The sequence below is a fragment of the Paraburkholderia bryophila genome, from assembly GCF_003269035.1.
Lineage (GTDB): Bacteria > Pseudomonadota > Gammaproteobacteria > Burkholderiales > Burkholderiaceae > Paraburkholderia > Paraburkholderia bryophila.
Genome location: NZ_QLTK01000001.1, coordinates 622,760 through 637,276, shown reverse-complemented (window position 1 = coordinate 637,276; position 14,517 = coordinate 622,760). Strand labels below are relative to the sequence as shown.

Annotated in this window: 11 protein-coding genes; 8 read left to right on the top strand and 3 right to left on the bottom strand. The window is 65.7% G+C overall.

Annotated features, from left to right (window positions below; all coding sequences use genetic code 11):
* Positions 1–38: 38 nt before the first annotated feature.
* Entirely contained in the window at positions 39–4,151 is a 4,113-nt protein-coding gene (locus BX591_RS02760; RefSeq protein WP_146749717.1) for a hypothetical protein, read from the top strand.
* Positions 4,152–4,326: 175 nt separating this feature from the next.
* Here the strand turns inward: BX591_RS02760 and BX591_RS02755 are convergent, their stop codons facing one another.
* Together BX591_RS02755 and BX591_RS02750 are read right to left on the bottom strand one after the other, a co-directional pair.
* Entirely contained in the window at positions 4,327–5,412 is a 1,086-nt protein-coding gene (locus BX591_RS02755) for an LLM class flavin-dependent oxidoreductase (protein WP_111929178.1), read from the bottom strand.
* Positions 5,413–5,427: 15 nt separating this feature from the next.
* A complete protein-coding gene (locus tag BX591_RS02750; RefSeq protein WP_244218693.1) occupies positions 5,428–5,964 on the bottom strand; it encodes a DUF3455 domain-containing protein in 537 nt (178 codons plus the stop codon).
* A gap of 471 nt (positions 5,965–6,435) precedes the next feature.
* Between BX591_RS02750 and BX591_RS02745 the strand changes: the two genes are divergently transcribed.
* The 4 genes from BX591_RS02745 (at position 6,436) to BX591_RS02730 (ending at position 10,143) form a co-directional block, all read left to right on the top strand.
* Positions 6,436–7,401: a TylF/MycF/NovP-related O-methyltransferase gene (locus tag BX591_RS02745; protein WP_208459604.1), complete on the top strand. Its 966-nt coding sequence runs from the start codon at positions 6,436–6,438 to the stop codon at positions 7,399–7,401.
* Positions 7,395–8,585, top strand: a complete 1,191-nt coding sequence (locus BX591_RS02740; RefSeq protein WP_111929176.1) for a cupin-like domain-containing protein — start codon at positions 7,395–7,397, stop codon at positions 8,583–8,585. Before BX591_RS02745 ends, BX591_RS02740 begins: the two co-directional genes overlap by 7 nt.
* A gap of 37 nt (positions 8,586–8,622) precedes the next feature.
* The gene (locus BX591_RS02735) at positions 8,623–9,057 is read left to right on the top strand and encodes a hypothetical protein (RefSeq protein WP_111929175.1); all 435 of its coding nucleotides are present in this window, start codon (positions 8,623–8,625) and stop codon (positions 9,055–9,057) included.
* Positions 9,058–9,312: 255 nt separating this feature from the next.
* On the top strand, positions 9,313–10,143 hold the full coding sequence (locus BX591_RS02730; protein WP_111929174.1) for a hypothetical protein: 831 nt from the start codon (positions 9,313–9,315) through the stop codon (positions 10,141–10,143).
* Between the two features lie 155 nt (positions 10,144–10,298).
* Here BX591_RS02730 and BX591_RS02725 read toward each other — a convergent pair whose 3' ends face one another.
* Positions 10,299–11,726, bottom strand: a complete 1,428-nt coding sequence (locus BX591_RS02725; RefSeq protein ID WP_111929173.1) for an alpha/beta hydrolase family protein — start codon at positions 11,724–11,726, stop codon at positions 10,299–10,301.
* Positions 11,727–11,931: 205 nt separating this feature from the next.
* On the opposite strand from BX591_RS02725, the gene BX591_RS02720 reads away from it, so the two are divergent.
* From BX591_RS02720 to BX591_RS02710, 3 genes are all read left to right on the top strand, one after another.
* Entirely contained in the window at positions 11,932–13,083 is a 1,152-nt protein-coding gene (locus BX591_RS02720) for a serine hydrolase domain-containing protein (RefSeq protein WP_111929172.1), read from the top strand.
* 58 nt (positions 13,084–13,141) lie between these two features.
* Positions 13,142–13,405: a DUF2164 domain-containing protein gene (locus tag BX591_RS02715; RefSeq protein WP_111929171.1), complete on the top strand. Its 264-nt coding sequence runs from the start codon at positions 13,142–13,144 to the stop codon at positions 13,403–13,405.
* 122 nt (positions 13,406–13,527) lie between these two features.
* The gene (locus BX591_RS02710; protein ID WP_111929170.1) at positions 13,528–14,442 is read left to right on the top strand and encodes a LysR substrate-binding domain-containing protein; all 915 of its coding nucleotides are present in this window, start codon (positions 13,528–13,530) and stop codon (positions 14,440–14,442) included.
* The last annotated feature ends 75 nt before the right edge of the window (positions 14,443–14,517 follow it).

Sequence of the window (14,517 nt, the reverse complement as noted above, 5' to 3'; positions counted from 1 at the left end):
TACTGACGAATCGAGCCCCGACCGCCACGGAGAACACCATGTCGACACCGTCCATTCCGAGTTCGCACAGTGCCGCACATGTCCCCGATCCGACCGGCGGCGAACACCCGTCGACCGATCCCTCCCACCCCGCGCCCGCATCGACGACACCCACGCCGACGCAGCAAGGCAGTGCCCAGTTGTCGACGCTCGGCAAGCTGAAGGCGAAGCTGTCGAAGGGCGCCAAAAAAACCGGCGAAGGCATCGCGGCGATCGAATCGCCGCTCGGCACCACGGCGTCCGGCGGCTATCTGGGGTGGGGCGTGAACAACGCGGCGTCGTCCGGCGGCGGCCTCGCAAGCGCCGCGGGCCACGCCTCGGAAGGAACAAAAAACCTCGCCGAAGTCGCGGGCTCGCTCGGCGCGGTGCCGCAGGCGCTCGATATCGTCGCCACTTCCGTCAGCACCGCGCACAAGGCCTTCAAGGTCGCCAACAGCGCGAACAAGGTCAAGACGACGGAAAAGGGCACGCTGGACGGCGACGAAGCACGGCGTGCGCTGGCTCAGGACAAAGGCAATCTCCAGCGCGCCGCGCCCGGCGCGTTTCGCGATGTCGGGCTGGGCGCGCTGAACATGACCAGCCGCATGGAATCGGTCACGCATCCGGGCACCTCGCTGTACGGCAAGGCGCCGGGGCCGGTGTATGCGGACGGCGCGCTCGCCATCGCGTCCGGCGCGATGTACACGGCGGCCGGCGCGCTGCAAAGCCGGGCGGTCGACCGCAAGGTGCAGCGCACCCATGCGTTCAGTACCGCGCTCGATCATCCGGCGAGTGCGCGCGAGGATGCGACGAGCCCGGGTCTGCAAGAACTCGACGACCTGCACGAGCGCGGCAGGATCGATTCGAACGTCTACTCGATCCTGCGTCAACGCAGCGATGCCGAGGTCACGAAATTCACGCAGAATTTCGCATCGGTGGGCGGCGGCGGACAACAGCGGCTGAACCAGATGCTGCATTTCCCGGGCGAGCGCATCAAGCTCAACGTCCTCAACTTCAACCGCAAGACCAATCTCAATACGGCGAGCACGCGCCGCGCGATTCGCGAGGACGTGATCGACGCTTTCATCGCCGCCGACGTGCGGCCCGGTCGAACCGATTCGTTGTTCACGCATCTGGCGACGGTCCGCGAGGAGTCGCGCGGCAAGCGGGCCGGTCCCGATCTCGGCAAGCTGGACGCGCATTTCGCGACTCACGGTGTGCAGAAAAGCGAGTTCGACAAGAACGCGCTGACGGCGATTGCCCGCTCGGGCAATCCGGACGCGTTTCTCGAACGCTACAAAGGCCTCTCCGAGACCGACCGCTCGCGGGTGCGCGACACGATGCACTTCGGCTCGTGGCGTTTCTGGAAGAGCGACGCCACCTTGCCGACGACGAAATATCAGCGCGGCGATATTCGCCAGGCGCTGGCGAAACATTTCATCGGCGGTGCGACGATCGAGCGGATGCAGGAACTCAAGACGCGCTATAACGCGAAAGTCGTGCCGTTGAAGCCGACCGGCACGACACCGCAGACCGCCGCGCCGCCGGAGATGCTCAAGCAGCATCTGTCGGCTTACCAGGCACTCAATCTCGACAATCTGAAAGAAGAGAAGCGGCACGCGAAGGTGCAGGTCGCTTACGGCGCGGTGAACATGGCGGCCGGCGTCGCCGAGCTGGCGGTGAATCCGGTTGCCGCGGCGACCGCCGGGCAAGTGAGTGCGTCACGCGCGGTACTGAGTCCGGTGTATCTGATCTATGCGGGGCGCCGGGGGATCGTCAGCTATATCACGCAGAAGAACGCCCGGCCGATCGACGCGAAGATGCGTGAGGAAGCGCTGTTGCGCGCGCTGCCGCGAGTGCGCGAGCGGATCGAATCAGGCGCGGCGTCGACGCAACGCCTGCAGCATCGGGACATGTTCCTGCGCAATGAACTCAAACTCGGCGATGCGGACATCAAGAAGCTCGACGGGCTCGAACGAGCCGGCAATCATGCGGGCGCCCGCGAGTTTCTGGCGTCTAAAAACCCGGAGAACAATGTGCTGGTCGCGCTGCGCGTGATGGCCGACGAGCGCGGCGGCGTCGCTTCGCATTTTCACCGCAATCAGGCGCGGCAAACCATCGATGCCGAGGCGCAGACCCATGACTCCGCCGCCCTGCGCGCGATCGACGACGACTCGAATCCGGACGAGTCGTTTGCCGCGCTCAAGACGCATTTTCTGGATGAAGCGGCTTACCATCCGGCGGTGGGAATCGGCACGCTGTCCGAACAACTGGCGACGGGGCATGCGCAGGGTGACTTTGGTTTCGATAAGACCGGCTATCAGGGCAAGACGCCCGCAGCGATCGCCGAGCACCTGAAAACACGCTTCGCGCAGGACAATCCGCCGTTCGCGGTGCGGCAGTTCGTGGCGGGATGGCGCGACGGCGGCGAGGGCGCGGTGGCGGCGCGGAACATGCTGCGCGATCTTCGTTTCACCGAAAAGGACATCGCGGGCCTGGAGGGCATGAGTCGCAAGGACGCGTGCAAGTGGCTCGAAGGCCACCTGTTCGGTGAAAACGTGCGGCGCCGTTTCTCCACGGTCAAGCTCGACCAGGCGGGCCGCAATCTCGCGGCGGACGCGGTCGAACGGGTTCAGGTTCAGCGCTCGGATGCGGCCGAGCCGTTGCAGTGGCGCAACCATTTCGAAGAAGCCGGTGTCGACGTGATCGACAACCCCGGCACGCCGGGTCTCGATTCGATGCTGTACGCGCTGCACCAGAACATCTCGGGCAAGAGCGATGCATCGTCGAGCGAGATGAATAAACAGGTGATGAAGGCGCGCGCGCAGGTGATTCAGACGCTGCGTCGGGGCCAGGGCGCGGGTACGGCTACGGCGCCGGGCGGCGGCGCGCCGCCGCTGCTGCCGGTCGACGTGGCGCAGCATGCCGACGTGATCGCGCGGGTCGCGGCGCAGGTCTATGGCAAGCCGGGCGCGGCGGTCAAACTCGTGGATGCGACCGGCGCGCAGCCGCATCGGCGGATTGGCGGCGATGGCAATGCGGATGCGCCGGTCGCCGCGGTGCTTTGCTATGACAGTCAGTCGAAACGCACCTTCACGCTGCACGGCGGGAAACCGGCTCCCGCGCCGGCGGTGAGCCCGCCGGCGTCTGGGTTCAGGCCGCTGCAAAATGCGGGCGGTTCCGGTCTCGACCCTAACGCCACGGGTGCGATCGAAATGCAGCCGATGGCGGCGTTGCCTTCGGGTTCGTCGAGTAGCTTGCCGGGACCGAGGCCGATGCCGATGGCTAGTCCGCAGAAACGGCCGTCGGTTACGGCGAGTGGGGCGCCGCCGAACCCGCTGCCGGCGTCGACGATCACGCCGGCGACGCCCAAGCCGCTGAAGCCGTCGGTCAGCGCGAGCGTGTCGCAGCCGCTCAATGCGCCGCCGCCGTCGACCACGCCGCAAACGCCCACGCCCAATTTGAACACCGTGCCGGCTTCGAGCGCTTCAGGCGCCGCATCATCGTCGAGCTCCGCGGCCGCGCCGGTTTCGTCCTCGGAGCCGGAGCGCGAGGCGCACGACGACCGGATCAATGCCGCGTTGAGCGCGCTCAAGGCACTGCCGCAGAGCGCGCCCGCGATCACGCCATGGAGCAAATTACCCGGCGAAATGAAGGCGGTCTACGGCAATAAGCAGTGGGAGTACGAACAGCAAGCGACCATGGCCGCCACCGATTTCGCGCCGACGCAAGCAAGTTTGGAGAAGAGCGGCTTCAGCGTCGTGAAAAACAACGGCGACATGAACAACTGTCTGCTCATTTCCATGGTGCAACATGCGACTGGCGACTACAGCCAGCCTCACACGCAACGGGTGAACGAATACCGGCAGAAACTGGTGGACGAAGGGCACATTCGCAACGGCCAACCGATGACGTTCACCGGCGCCGCCGGCAAGCGTCTGGTGGCGATGATCAACGACGACCCGCGGACCCGGCAGCCGCTGCATGTGGTGGGCGTCACGCAGGTGGCGGGCAGAACGCATCTGGATCACATCGGCGCGGATCAGCAAGCTGCAAACGTGCGCGAGGTGATGATCTGGGATCAGGGCGGTCACTTCGAAGCCGTCAAGCCGAAGGACCAGCCGGCAGTTTGAGGGATTGTGGCGGGTCGAGCGCCGGGCATGCCGGCGCTCGACCCGCTTGAAACCGGGCGTGGTGCGCTGGTGCCGCTCACCGCTCCCTGCTTGCTACGCGGCACGCGGCACGCAGCACGCAGCACGCAGCACGCAGCACGCAGCACGCAGCACGCACAACGCACCACGGCCATATTCACCACGCCAACGTCGACTCCCACTGCGGACGCGGCAACGACGCCTCATGCGCCTCAGCCGCTTTTTCCCGCGCGAACGCCGGCATCACATCCCGCGCGAAACGGCGCATGGATGCCATCGCCATGTCGTGCGGCATCGAGCCGAACCAGAAGCTCGCGCTGAAGTAGTCGCAGCCGAGCCCGGTTTGAATCCGGCGCAATTGATGAATGCATTCATCCGCCGTGCCGATCACCAGGAAATCGTTGCGCAGCACGTCGTCCGACGGCTCGTCGGGCAGCGGCTGCGCAGGTACGATGCCGTCCACCACGTCGCCGAGATCGTGGCGCAGACGCAGCGTCGCGCGTCCGTTCCAGCGCGCATGCTCGACGGCCTCGCGAGCCTGGGCCTCGTTCTCGGCGACGAACACCGGCCGCTGCGTGCCGATGCGCACCGTCGCCAGCGCATCGGCGAGATCCGGATAGCGGCGCCGCACGTCGGTCAATTTCGAAATCGGTTCGAGCACGCCCGTGAAGAGATTCGCGCGCCGTTTCACGGCCTGCTCGACCGATGGCCGCCGGCTCGAATTGACCACCAGCCACAGCGGGATCGCGCGTTGCAGCGGCTGCGGCACGAGGCCGGTGCGGGGAATCTCGAAGTGCTCGCCGCGATGCGAGAACAAGGGCTCGCGCAATGCCTTCAGGAGGACGTCGATCGCTTCGTCGTCGCGCGCCGCGCCGGCGCCCTTGGTGAGCTGGAAACGCTCGTACTGGTAGCGCTGATAACCGCTACCGAGACCGGCTTCGACACGGCCGCCGCTCAGCACGTCGAGCGTGGCGAGCTCTTCCGCGATCACCAGCGGATGATGCAGCGGCACCGGCACGATCGCCGGTCCGAGACGCAGATGCTGGGTGCGCGCGGCGATATGCGAGAGCAGCATCAGCGGGCGCGACGAGTGCGAATAATTGGTGAAGTGATGCTCGGCGAGCCACAGATGGCTGAAGCCGAGCGTATCGGCGGCTTCGGCCATGGCGAGCGCGCGTTCGTAGAGCTCGGCGGCGGGCCTGGGTTCGGGTGCCGGCAGCGTCAAGAACAAACCGAATTGCATGGTCGACTCCTGGTGTCAGTGCGAGGCCTGGTTCGCCGACAAGGCGACCGGCGCGAGCCCTTTGGCGCGATAGAACATATAGGTCGCGCCGTAAGGCACCAGCAGATGGGCGCCTTCCAGTTCGCACGTGGGCAGAGGCGGCAGGCCGCCCGAGGTGTCGATGCGCTGGATCGAACTGATGTCGGCAAGCCGGCCCTCGCCGGGGCGGCGCGCCGCGACGAAGCGTGCGGTGTAACGCACCCACGTCAGGGCGTTCGCGCCGACCTGGCTTTCGGCGGCCACCTTGCCGATCACATAGCTGCCGTCGTAGGCGAGGAAGTAACGGCCGGGCGCGACCGTGCCGACGCTCTGGCCGCTTGCGTCGACCAGCAAGGCTTCGGAACCGAGCGGATCCCACCGCAGTTGCGTGCCGTCGCGCGCCATGCCGGGCAGGCCCGCGCTGGACGGCGAGGCTATGCCGGCGGTGCTGGCGTCGGACTTGAGGCGTCGGCAGACGTAGGTTTCGTCGCCGTGGGTGGTCATGACTTCCTGGAGCACTTCGTTCTGGCCCACGCGCAGATCGGGGGGAAGCGATTCATTGGCGGTGGGTGGCGGCGTTGTCGATGTCGTCGCGCAGGCGGCGAGCGCGAGCAGGCAGCCGGCCGCGAGGCAGCTCCGCGAAGGGCGCGACAATGGCGCGAGTCGCGTGAATCGCGTGGGGCGGGGCGGTGAACCAGTCATCGGCGGAAAGAGAGGGCTAGCGATGCGGCCATCACACCCGATCCCGTGCCGTGCCGTCGGTGCCGACACGAAAGACTGCATCGAAAACCGCACGCAATGGCCGGGCATGTCATCGGTAGAGCGCGGCATTGGGCCGGTGGAGCGCGGCGGTTCGCCTGGGCATGCAATGGTTCGCGCTTCGGCCGGACGGGTCCGGATGGCGGCCGATACTGACTGAGGCTTGCGGCCGCGCTCAACGCAGCGTGACACCCGCGTGATCGCACCTCTTTCGACCAACGGCCCGAGCGGCCACCCGAACCCGCGATGGAATCGACTCTTTCGAACTCCCCTGGCTTGCCCCGCGTCTCGTGGCTCGACGCCGAGCCGATGCCGCTCGTGCCCCTCGCGGATGAAGACCGGGCGTACCCCTATCTGGCGATTATCCGCCGCTACATCGGCGGCGCGGCGGATGCCGGGATTCACACCGAGGCGCGCACGCCGGCACCCGCCGCCACGCCCGACGCTCCCATCACCGCCGCCGATTGTCTCGAACGGCTAGCCGAAGCGGATCGCGTCTTCGCCGACTGGCTCGGGCCGCTGCAGCGCACCGCTGCCGAGGTCGCCGGCGTCGATTCCTCGCGCATGGCCGAGGCGCTCAATCACATGCATCACGCCTCGCGCCGCCTGACCATGTGCGATGCCGTGCTGCTCGACAACGTGGTCGAACTGGCGCGCGTGACGATCGACGAGCAGGTGCCGGGAGACTTCATCGAAACCGGCGTATGGCGCGGCGGCGTGACGATTCTGTTGCGCGCCGCGCTGAACGCGTTCGGCGACCGCAGCCGCAACGTGTGGGTGGCCGACTCGTTCGCGGGACTGCCGGCGCCGGACCCCGCCGCCGATCTGCGCGAGGCGATCTGGCATCACCTGATGGGTGCGGTCGACGGGCTGCGCAGCGATCTGGCCGGCGTGCGCGAGTCGTTCGCCAAAGCCGGACTGCTGGACCGCCGCGTGCGTTTCCTGCCAGGCTGGTTCGCCGACACGCTGCCTGCAGCGCCGATCGAGCAGCTGGCGCTGATGCGGCTCGACGGCGACTGGTACGAGTCGACTCGCGTGGCGCTCGACGCCCTGTATCCGCGTTTGTCGCCGGGCGGCTTCGTGATCGTCGACGATTACGGCTTGCCGACCGGCTGCGCGCGTGCCGTCGATGAGTATCGCGCCGTGCATGGGATCGATGCGCCGCTGACGCGGGTCGACGGCCAGGCGGTCTACTGGCGCAAGCCATGGTGAGCCGTGACGCGCACGCGGCATTGAGCGCGTTGCTGGCGGCGCGGCTTGCCGAGCACTATGTCGCGCCGCCGCAGGAGGTGGCGCTGGATCTGATCGTCAGCGATTGCGCCGAGGTTTCACGGCGCTTTCTGCTCGGCCGCTCGATCGGGTCGGTGCCGGTTTCTACGCAAATGCCGGCTCGGATGCCGGCATCGGCATCGACACCACTGCCGTCCGGTAGCGCACACCCGGCCGCAGCGCGCATCACCCTGAACCACGCGCTATTGACCGCGATGCTCGACGACCCGACTGGTTTCGACCCGCGCAGCGCCACCGCGCTGGCGCTCGGTGGCGTGCGGATCGACGGTTCCGCGCGGCTCGCGGCGTACTGGCTGCAATTGCTCAAGCGTCCTTCGGCGGCGGGCCGCGCGGCGCTCGCACGGGCCCGGCAGCGCGCGCCAGCCTTTCTCACGACGGTGCGCGCGGTGAGCGCCGAGCGTTGCAATGACAACGACCTTCACGTGGCGCTGGCCGATGCGCTCGACGCCTCGGAGCCACTCGTTCTGCGCGGCATGATCGACTGGCCGGAAGTGTCGTGGACCCTCGACGATTGGCGCCGCCAGGAAGGTTCGACGGTGCTGCGTCCCGACCCGTCGAACGGCGCGCCGCAGACCGTGGCCGGTTTCATCGACGGCATCGCCGCGCATGGCGCAGCCGACCCCGGCGCCGCGACTTACACGGAAGGGTGTCTGCTGCCGCCGCTATGGGAAGCGCGTTTTGCGTTGCCACGCCTGGCCGGGCATCGGTTCGGCGCAGGGCAGTTGTGGTTCGGCCGCGCCAGTGGCGCTGCGCTGGTAACACGTCTGCACTGCGACCTGGCGAACTCGTTCCTCGCCCAGATTCACGGCCGCAAACGCGTGCGTCTCTACGCGCCGGCTCAGGAAGACGCTCTCTATGCGTTCGATTCGTTCAACACGTATCGCCCGTGCCGTGTCGATGTGGCGTTGCCCGACCTGACGCGCTTTGCGCGTTTTGCCCAGGCGCAGGGTGTCGATGTCGTGCTGGAACCCGGCGACCTGCTGGTGATTCCAACCGGCTGGTATCACTGCGTCTGGGCGCTGGATCACGTGCTGTCCGTCAGCCGTTTCACCGCCGCCGCCGCTGCCGTATCCGTGCCGCGCCACGGCACGGCACGGCTTCCCTGACGAAACTCACGAACACGGTGCACACCGGGAGGACTGGATGAACGATGCAACCCGAAGCGACTCGCGTCGCCCGCGCTTTCCGATGTCGACAGGCCGCTCGTGCGCGGCGGCGCTGCTGGCGTCGGCTGTGTCGGCTGCATCGCTGAATCCGCTGGCCGTGCATGCGCAAATGCCAGCGCAAGCGCAGGCTCCGGCCGCCATGACGCAGGTCTGCGCGATGCAAGCGAACAACGCGAAGCTGATCGCCCAGGACCGCGACGCGGGCGTCAGCAAACAGGATGAATTGCGCAAGACGCAAGCGGTGGCGGCGGCGATGCCGATCGAACGACAGGTTTACGCGGAAGCGGAACTGGCGACCTTTGTCGAACGTCTGTACGGACGCTACGCCAAAACCCCGCCGCAGCAAGCCTACGACAGGTACCTCGCCTATTGCGAAGGCCAGGCCGCGCGAGGCGCCGCTCAGGTGCGGTGAGGCCCGCGTGGGCTTGCGCTCCACTGCAGTGTCGCTGCGCTGCCTGACGTTGAAATGCGCGCCGCTGAAATGCGCGCCGCTGAAATGCGCGCCGCGTCACAACGCGATGATTGCTTCGCATTTCCAGCGCGTTTTTCGGATGGTGCGTTATGGTCACGATGTGACCCACTAGCATGAGACGACCCCGGACCGCCGCTGTGTGTGTTTCGCCTCCGCTTCACCGATGGCGGCCGATCTTCCCTTGCAGAGGACGCCATGACCGCTATCGTCAACGACACCGTTTCCAGTCTCGCCACGCCCGGCACCGACAGTTCGTTCTCGTCGGAGGATCAGAACATCAAGCAGCTCGAGCAGCAGGTCGACCAGATGATCAATCAGGCGCTGCAGCAGAGTTCGTCTTCGCTCGGTCAGAACACGACCGGGCAGGACGCGGCGGGCACGCTCGCCAGTTATATGAAGCAGAACGGCATCTCGTCGCTCGATCCGAACAAGCTGTATCAGCTCGCGAATGATCCGCCGTCCGGCACGCCCCCGGAGGTGTCCTCGGCGGCCTCGTACATGTTGCAGAATCCGGATGTCTACCAGCAGATCGAAACGCACGACGTGTCCGGCGCGGACGGCATTTCCGGCGTGGGCAATTTCGAATGGGCCGCCCAGGGCGGTCTCGACAGCGAGCCGTCGGCGAGCACGACCGAGCCGATGAATTCGACCGAGACGCAAGGCGCGATGATGGGCGCGCAAGACGCGGCGGGCACCCTGTCGAGCTACATGAGCCAGAACGGGATCAAGTCGCTCGATCCCAACAAGCTCTACCAGTTGGCCAATAATCCGCCCGCCGGCACGCCGCCGGACGTATCCGCGGCGGCGTCGTACATGCTGCAGAATCCGGACGTCTACCAGCAGATCGAAACGCACGACGTGTCCGGCGCGGACGGCAAGTCCGGCGTAGGCAACTTCCAGTGGGCAGCGCAGGGCGGCCTCGATCAGATGGTGTCCGACGGCACGTCGAAGCTGCCTGGGATGAACCTCGATCTGTCGATGAACTCGTTCAACATGCCGGACTTTTCGCAGACACAGTCGATGTGATGGCTGGCGAGGTCGGCCGCTTGTGCAGCGGCCGTCGCGCGGCGTTCAGGTGCGGCAACCGACGGGTGGCATCGGAAACCATGCCACCCGGTTAGCTTTGTCGATCGAAGCGCGTTCGAAGAGCCTTCGATTCATTGGGTTCGAGGCATTGGATTCTATTTCCCGGACGCGCTGCCGGCCGTCCGGCCCTCCCACACGACATCCCCATCCACTGCGTACAGCCGGCAACCGCTATGCCCGTTGGCGCACGCAACCAGCGCGTCGTTCATCGGATCCAAACCCGACGCCATGCCCCACGCGCCATCGGGTGCAATCGCGAACGCGCGCGGCCGGCGACTCGTCAGGAACGCGCCATAAGCCTTACGTCCCTGCGCGTTCAGGTACGGAATCGCAGCGGCATCGGTCAGCGCCGCAAAGCGCGTGTTCGGCGGCGCCGATGCGAGCCGCGGCCACACGACCTTGTTGTCGACCGCGTACAACTGGCAATAGTGCGTGCGTTCCGCACAGCGCTGCATGGCCGTTGCGGCCGCATCGAAACCGCCCGACGACCAGACCGCGTCGGTCGCGCCGATAGCGATCGCGCGCGGCAGCGGTGCCGCCAGAAAACCGCGATACAACGTCTCCCGCTGTTTCACGTCGAGATACGGCAGCGCGCTGACGTCGTCGAGATCGGCATACGCGCTCGTCGCGTACGTCTGGTTCGGCAGATACTCCGGGTTGACCTCGCGGCCGGGCAGGCCGATGCCGGTGAGGAACGCATCGGCTTTCTTCACCCACAGAGGCAAGCCCGCCGCCGACGCCGTCATGGCATGCGCGTCCTGCTGGAAGGTGCCGTAGTCGACGAGTTCGGCGGGCGCTCCCGCTGCCGCATAGCGTTGAAACATGTCGCGCCAGGTCGAGGTGGCGAAGGTTTGATCGTTGTCGCCGTAAAACCAGATCGAGCGCAGTTTCGTGTGAGCGCCGAGTTGCGCGGCGCCGTTGATCAGGCTGGCGTCCGGTTCGTGGCAATCGGATTCCTTGAGGCCGCCCGCGAAGCTGACGAGACCTTTTATATCGGGCGGACTTTGTGCGCCGAATACCAGCGTGTTCCATCCGCCCATGCTTTTGCCGACCATGACGATCCGCGAGGCATCCACGCCCGGTTGCTGCTTCACGTAGTCGAGTACCTTGCGAAGGTCTCGCGCCGCGTCCATGCCGGTTGCCACGAGGTCGCAGCCGTGTGGGCGCATGTAGCCTTCGGAGCCGGCGTAGCCGCGCATCATCGGCATGGCGACCGCGTAGCCGCGCGACAGAAAGTAGTAGGGGATAAAGTTATCGGCAATGCGCGGCGCGTTCGCCGGATCGTGCGACGCACCGTGATTGATCAGCGCGAGCGGGAAGGGGCCGCCGCGCGACGGCATATAGACGGTGACCTTCAGCCGTACCAGTGGCGACGGGTCGACGGGCACCGTCAGGACGCGCTCGTTGAGCGGCGCGCTGGGCGCATCCGATGCGCTCGCCGCCGTACCGCCGAGACTCAAATGGGCGAGCAACGCGAGCAGTGCCAGTAATGGCAGAACTTTATGTGTGGTTGCTTTCTCCATGGGGCGCGGTAAAAGACGGGTCTTATTCGACAGGGTATCTGTGCAGTAACGGCTGATTCAGTGTTTTCTGTAGCCAGGGAGCCGCGAGGATGAAGTCATGCCGGGAATGCCGCGCAGCAACCTTCGTCTTCCTGGCGCAAAATGGACGCCCGTGCCGGCAGCTATGCCGATCACGGGCTTCCCACCACGAGCACAGGAGACAACCATGAGATTCGACGGTTCGGCCATCAGGACGTTGCTTGACAAGGCGGTGTCGACGGGCGGCATTCACGGCATCGCGGCTGTCGTCGTCGACCGTAACGGTCCGCTGTTTCATCACGCGGCCGGCGAAGCAGGCGAGCATACGATGTTCCGCAACGCGTCGATGACGAAGGCCGTGGCCACCACGGCAGCGCTGCAGTTCGTGGAGAAAGGGTTGCTGGATCTCGACGCCACGGTCGAATCGATTCTGCCGGCGTTCGGCGACTTGCAGGTGTTGGCGGGTTTCGACGGTGATACGCCGCGTTTGCGCGCGCCCGCGAGCAAAGCCACGGTGCGCCAGCTCATGACGCACACCGCCGGTCTCGGTTACTTCTTCCTCAACGAAAAGCTGATGCGCTATCACGAGTTGACCGGCGTGCCTCAGCCGCTCTCGGGACTGAAGCAGAGTTTCTCCACGCCGCTCGTCAACGATCCCGGCACGGTCTGGGAATACGGCACCAACACCGACTGGCTTGGGCTCGTCGTCGAAAAGCTGGCGGGGCAGCCGCTGGGCAGCTATATCCGGCAGCACGTGTACGAGCCGCTAGGCATGAACGATTCGACCTTCGAACCGAGCGCGGATCAGCGCGGCAGATTGCTGCGCGTAATGCAGCGCCAGGCGAACGGCTCGCTCGCGCCTTCGAAGATCGATCTTCCGCCGACCGCCGAATGGGACGCCGCCGGTCACGGCTCATACGGCACCGTGCAGGACTACAGCCGCTTCGTGCAGGCATGGCTCAACGACGGCGCCGGTATCCTTCGGCCGGAGACGGTGCGGATGGCGTTGCAAAACCATCTTGGGCAAATCACGTTGCCCGAGTTGATGAAGTCGGCCATGCCCGAGCTGTCGAACGACACGCCCGGCGCGCCGTGGCCGCAGAGTTGGGGGCTGGGCTTCCACCTGACGCTCACCGATCTGCCGGGCATGCGCAGCAGCGGCACCGGCGACTGGGCGGGCGTCTTCAATTCGTTCTACTGGATCGACCGCGCCCGGGGCATCGGCGCGGTGCTGATGACGCAGTTGCTGCCGTTCTTCGACATGCCGGTGATCGAGACGCTGATCGGTTTCGAAACGGCCGTGTATCAGCAGGTGGGGGCGGTCGTGCCGACGGCCTGATGTTTGTACCGAAACCGGCACTGAGCGCGACAACCACCATCGCCTGACGAGGAACCCTATGGCAATCGAATTGGACAAGGACGTCCGCAAGGAAGCAATCGCGTCGATCCAGCGTTATTTCAGGCAGGACATGGAGAACGAGATCGGCAACATCCAGGCCGGCGCGCTGCTGGGATTCTTTCTGGAGGAGATCGCGCCGGTGGTCTACAACCTCGCGGTTCAGGACGCGCAGGAACGCATGCAGGCGCGCGTCTCCGAACTCGATATCGACTGCCACGAGGAGGCCTTCGGCTATTGGAAGAAGTACGACAAGCGACGATAAAAAATTCCGCCAGGTTACGCTGACTGGTGAATCGCGACGCGCGTGGCGACAGGTCCGCGCGCGTAGAATCCGGCTCCTTTAAAGCGCAACCGGCGTGTCATTGCAACCCACGCGGAACGGACATGGAAATCAAGTGGATCGAAGACTTCATCGCGCTGGCCCGATATCAAAGCTTCTCCCGGGCAGCGGAATTTCGCAGCGTGACGCAGTCCGGCTTCAGCCGCCGTATCCAGTCGCTTGAACAATGGGTCGGGGCCGATCTGATCGACCGCAGCAGCTTTCCGCCGTCGCTTACGCCGGCCGGCCGGCTGTTTCGCGAAGCCGCCGAATACATCCTCGAGAAGCTGTTCGACACCCGCGCGATTATCCGCACGGAGCAGCGAATGGCCGGCAAAGGTTTGCAGATCGCAGCGGGCCACACCATTGCGCTGAGCTTTCTGCCCGCCTGGCTGAAAGCACTGACCGCGCATGTGGGCGAGGTGCGCGCGCGGGTGATTCCGACCAACGTGCACGATTCCATCCTGATGCTCGTGAACGGCAACTGCGAGCTGATGTTCGCGTATCACCACCCGGAGTTGCCGCTGCATCTCGACCCGGTGCGTTATCAGCATCTGACCGTCGGCGTCGATACCTTCATGCCGGTGTGCCGGCCCAATGAGCGCCTTGCGCCCGCGTTCCGCCTGCCCGGCACCGCGAACCGGCCGCTGCCGCTCATCTCGTACACGGAAACCAGCTACTTCGGCCGTTGTCTCGCACTGCTGCTCGGCCGCGCCAGCGCGGCGCCGGTGCTGCAACTGCATTACGAATCGGACATGGCCGAAGTGTTAAAGAAACTCGTCATGGAAGGCGAGGGCGTGGCCTGGCTGCCCAAAAGCTCGATCGCGGCCGAACTCGAATCCGGCGAACTGGTTCCCGCCGGACGCGCCGAATGGCATCTCGAAGTCGAACTGCGCGTGTACCGCGACGCGTCGAATCGAAGCGAATTTCTGGAGGCGCTGTGGGGGCATATTCGCGCGGATAGCCAGCCTTCGTGCTAGGGTTTTCACGGGTTATGCGAAAACGGCATAGGCGCATGCAGTACTAGCATCGCCGTTATTTTGAGCTTCCTTAAT

Bases quoted from the DNA above. Each gene is read 5' to 3' on its own strand.
- BX591_RS02760 (WP_146749717.1), top strand. From the start codon at position 39: ATGTCGACACCGTCCATTCCGAGTTCGCACAGTGCCGCACATGTCCCC.
- BX591_RS02755 (WP_111929178.1), bottom strand. From the start codon at position 5,412: ATGCAATTCGGTTTGTTCTTGACGCTGCCGGCACCCGAACCCAGGCCC.
- BX591_RS02745 (WP_208459604.1), top strand. From the start codon at position 6,436: ATGGAATCGACTCTTTCGAACTCCCCTGGCTTGCCCCGCGTCTCGTGG.
- BX591_RS02740 (WP_111929176.1), top strand. From the start codon at position 7,395: ATGGTGAGCCGTGACGCGCACGCGGCATTGAGCGCGTTGCTGGCGGCG.
- BX591_RS02735 (WP_111929175.1), top strand. From the start codon at position 8,623: ATGAACGATGCAACCCGAAGCGACTCGCGTCGCCCGCGCTTTCCGATG.
- BX591_RS02730 (WP_111929174.1), top strand. From the start codon at position 9,313: ATGACCGCTATCGTCAACGACACCGTTTCCAGTCTCGCCACGCCCGGC.
- BX591_RS02725 (WP_111929173.1), bottom strand. From the start codon at position 11,726: ATGGAGAAAGCAACCACACATAAAGTTCTGCCATTACTGGCACTGCTC.
- BX591_RS02720 (WP_111929172.1), top strand. From the start codon at position 11,932: ATGAGATTCGACGGTTCGGCCATCAGGACGTTGCTTGACAAGGCGGTG.
- BX591_RS02715 (WP_111929171.1), top strand. From the start codon at position 13,142: ATGGCAATCGAATTGGACAAGGACGTCCGCAAGGAAGCAATCGCGTCG.
- BX591_RS02710 (WP_111929170.1), top strand. From the start codon at position 13,528: ATGGAAATCAAGTGGATCGAAGACTTCATCGCGCTGGCCCGATATCAA.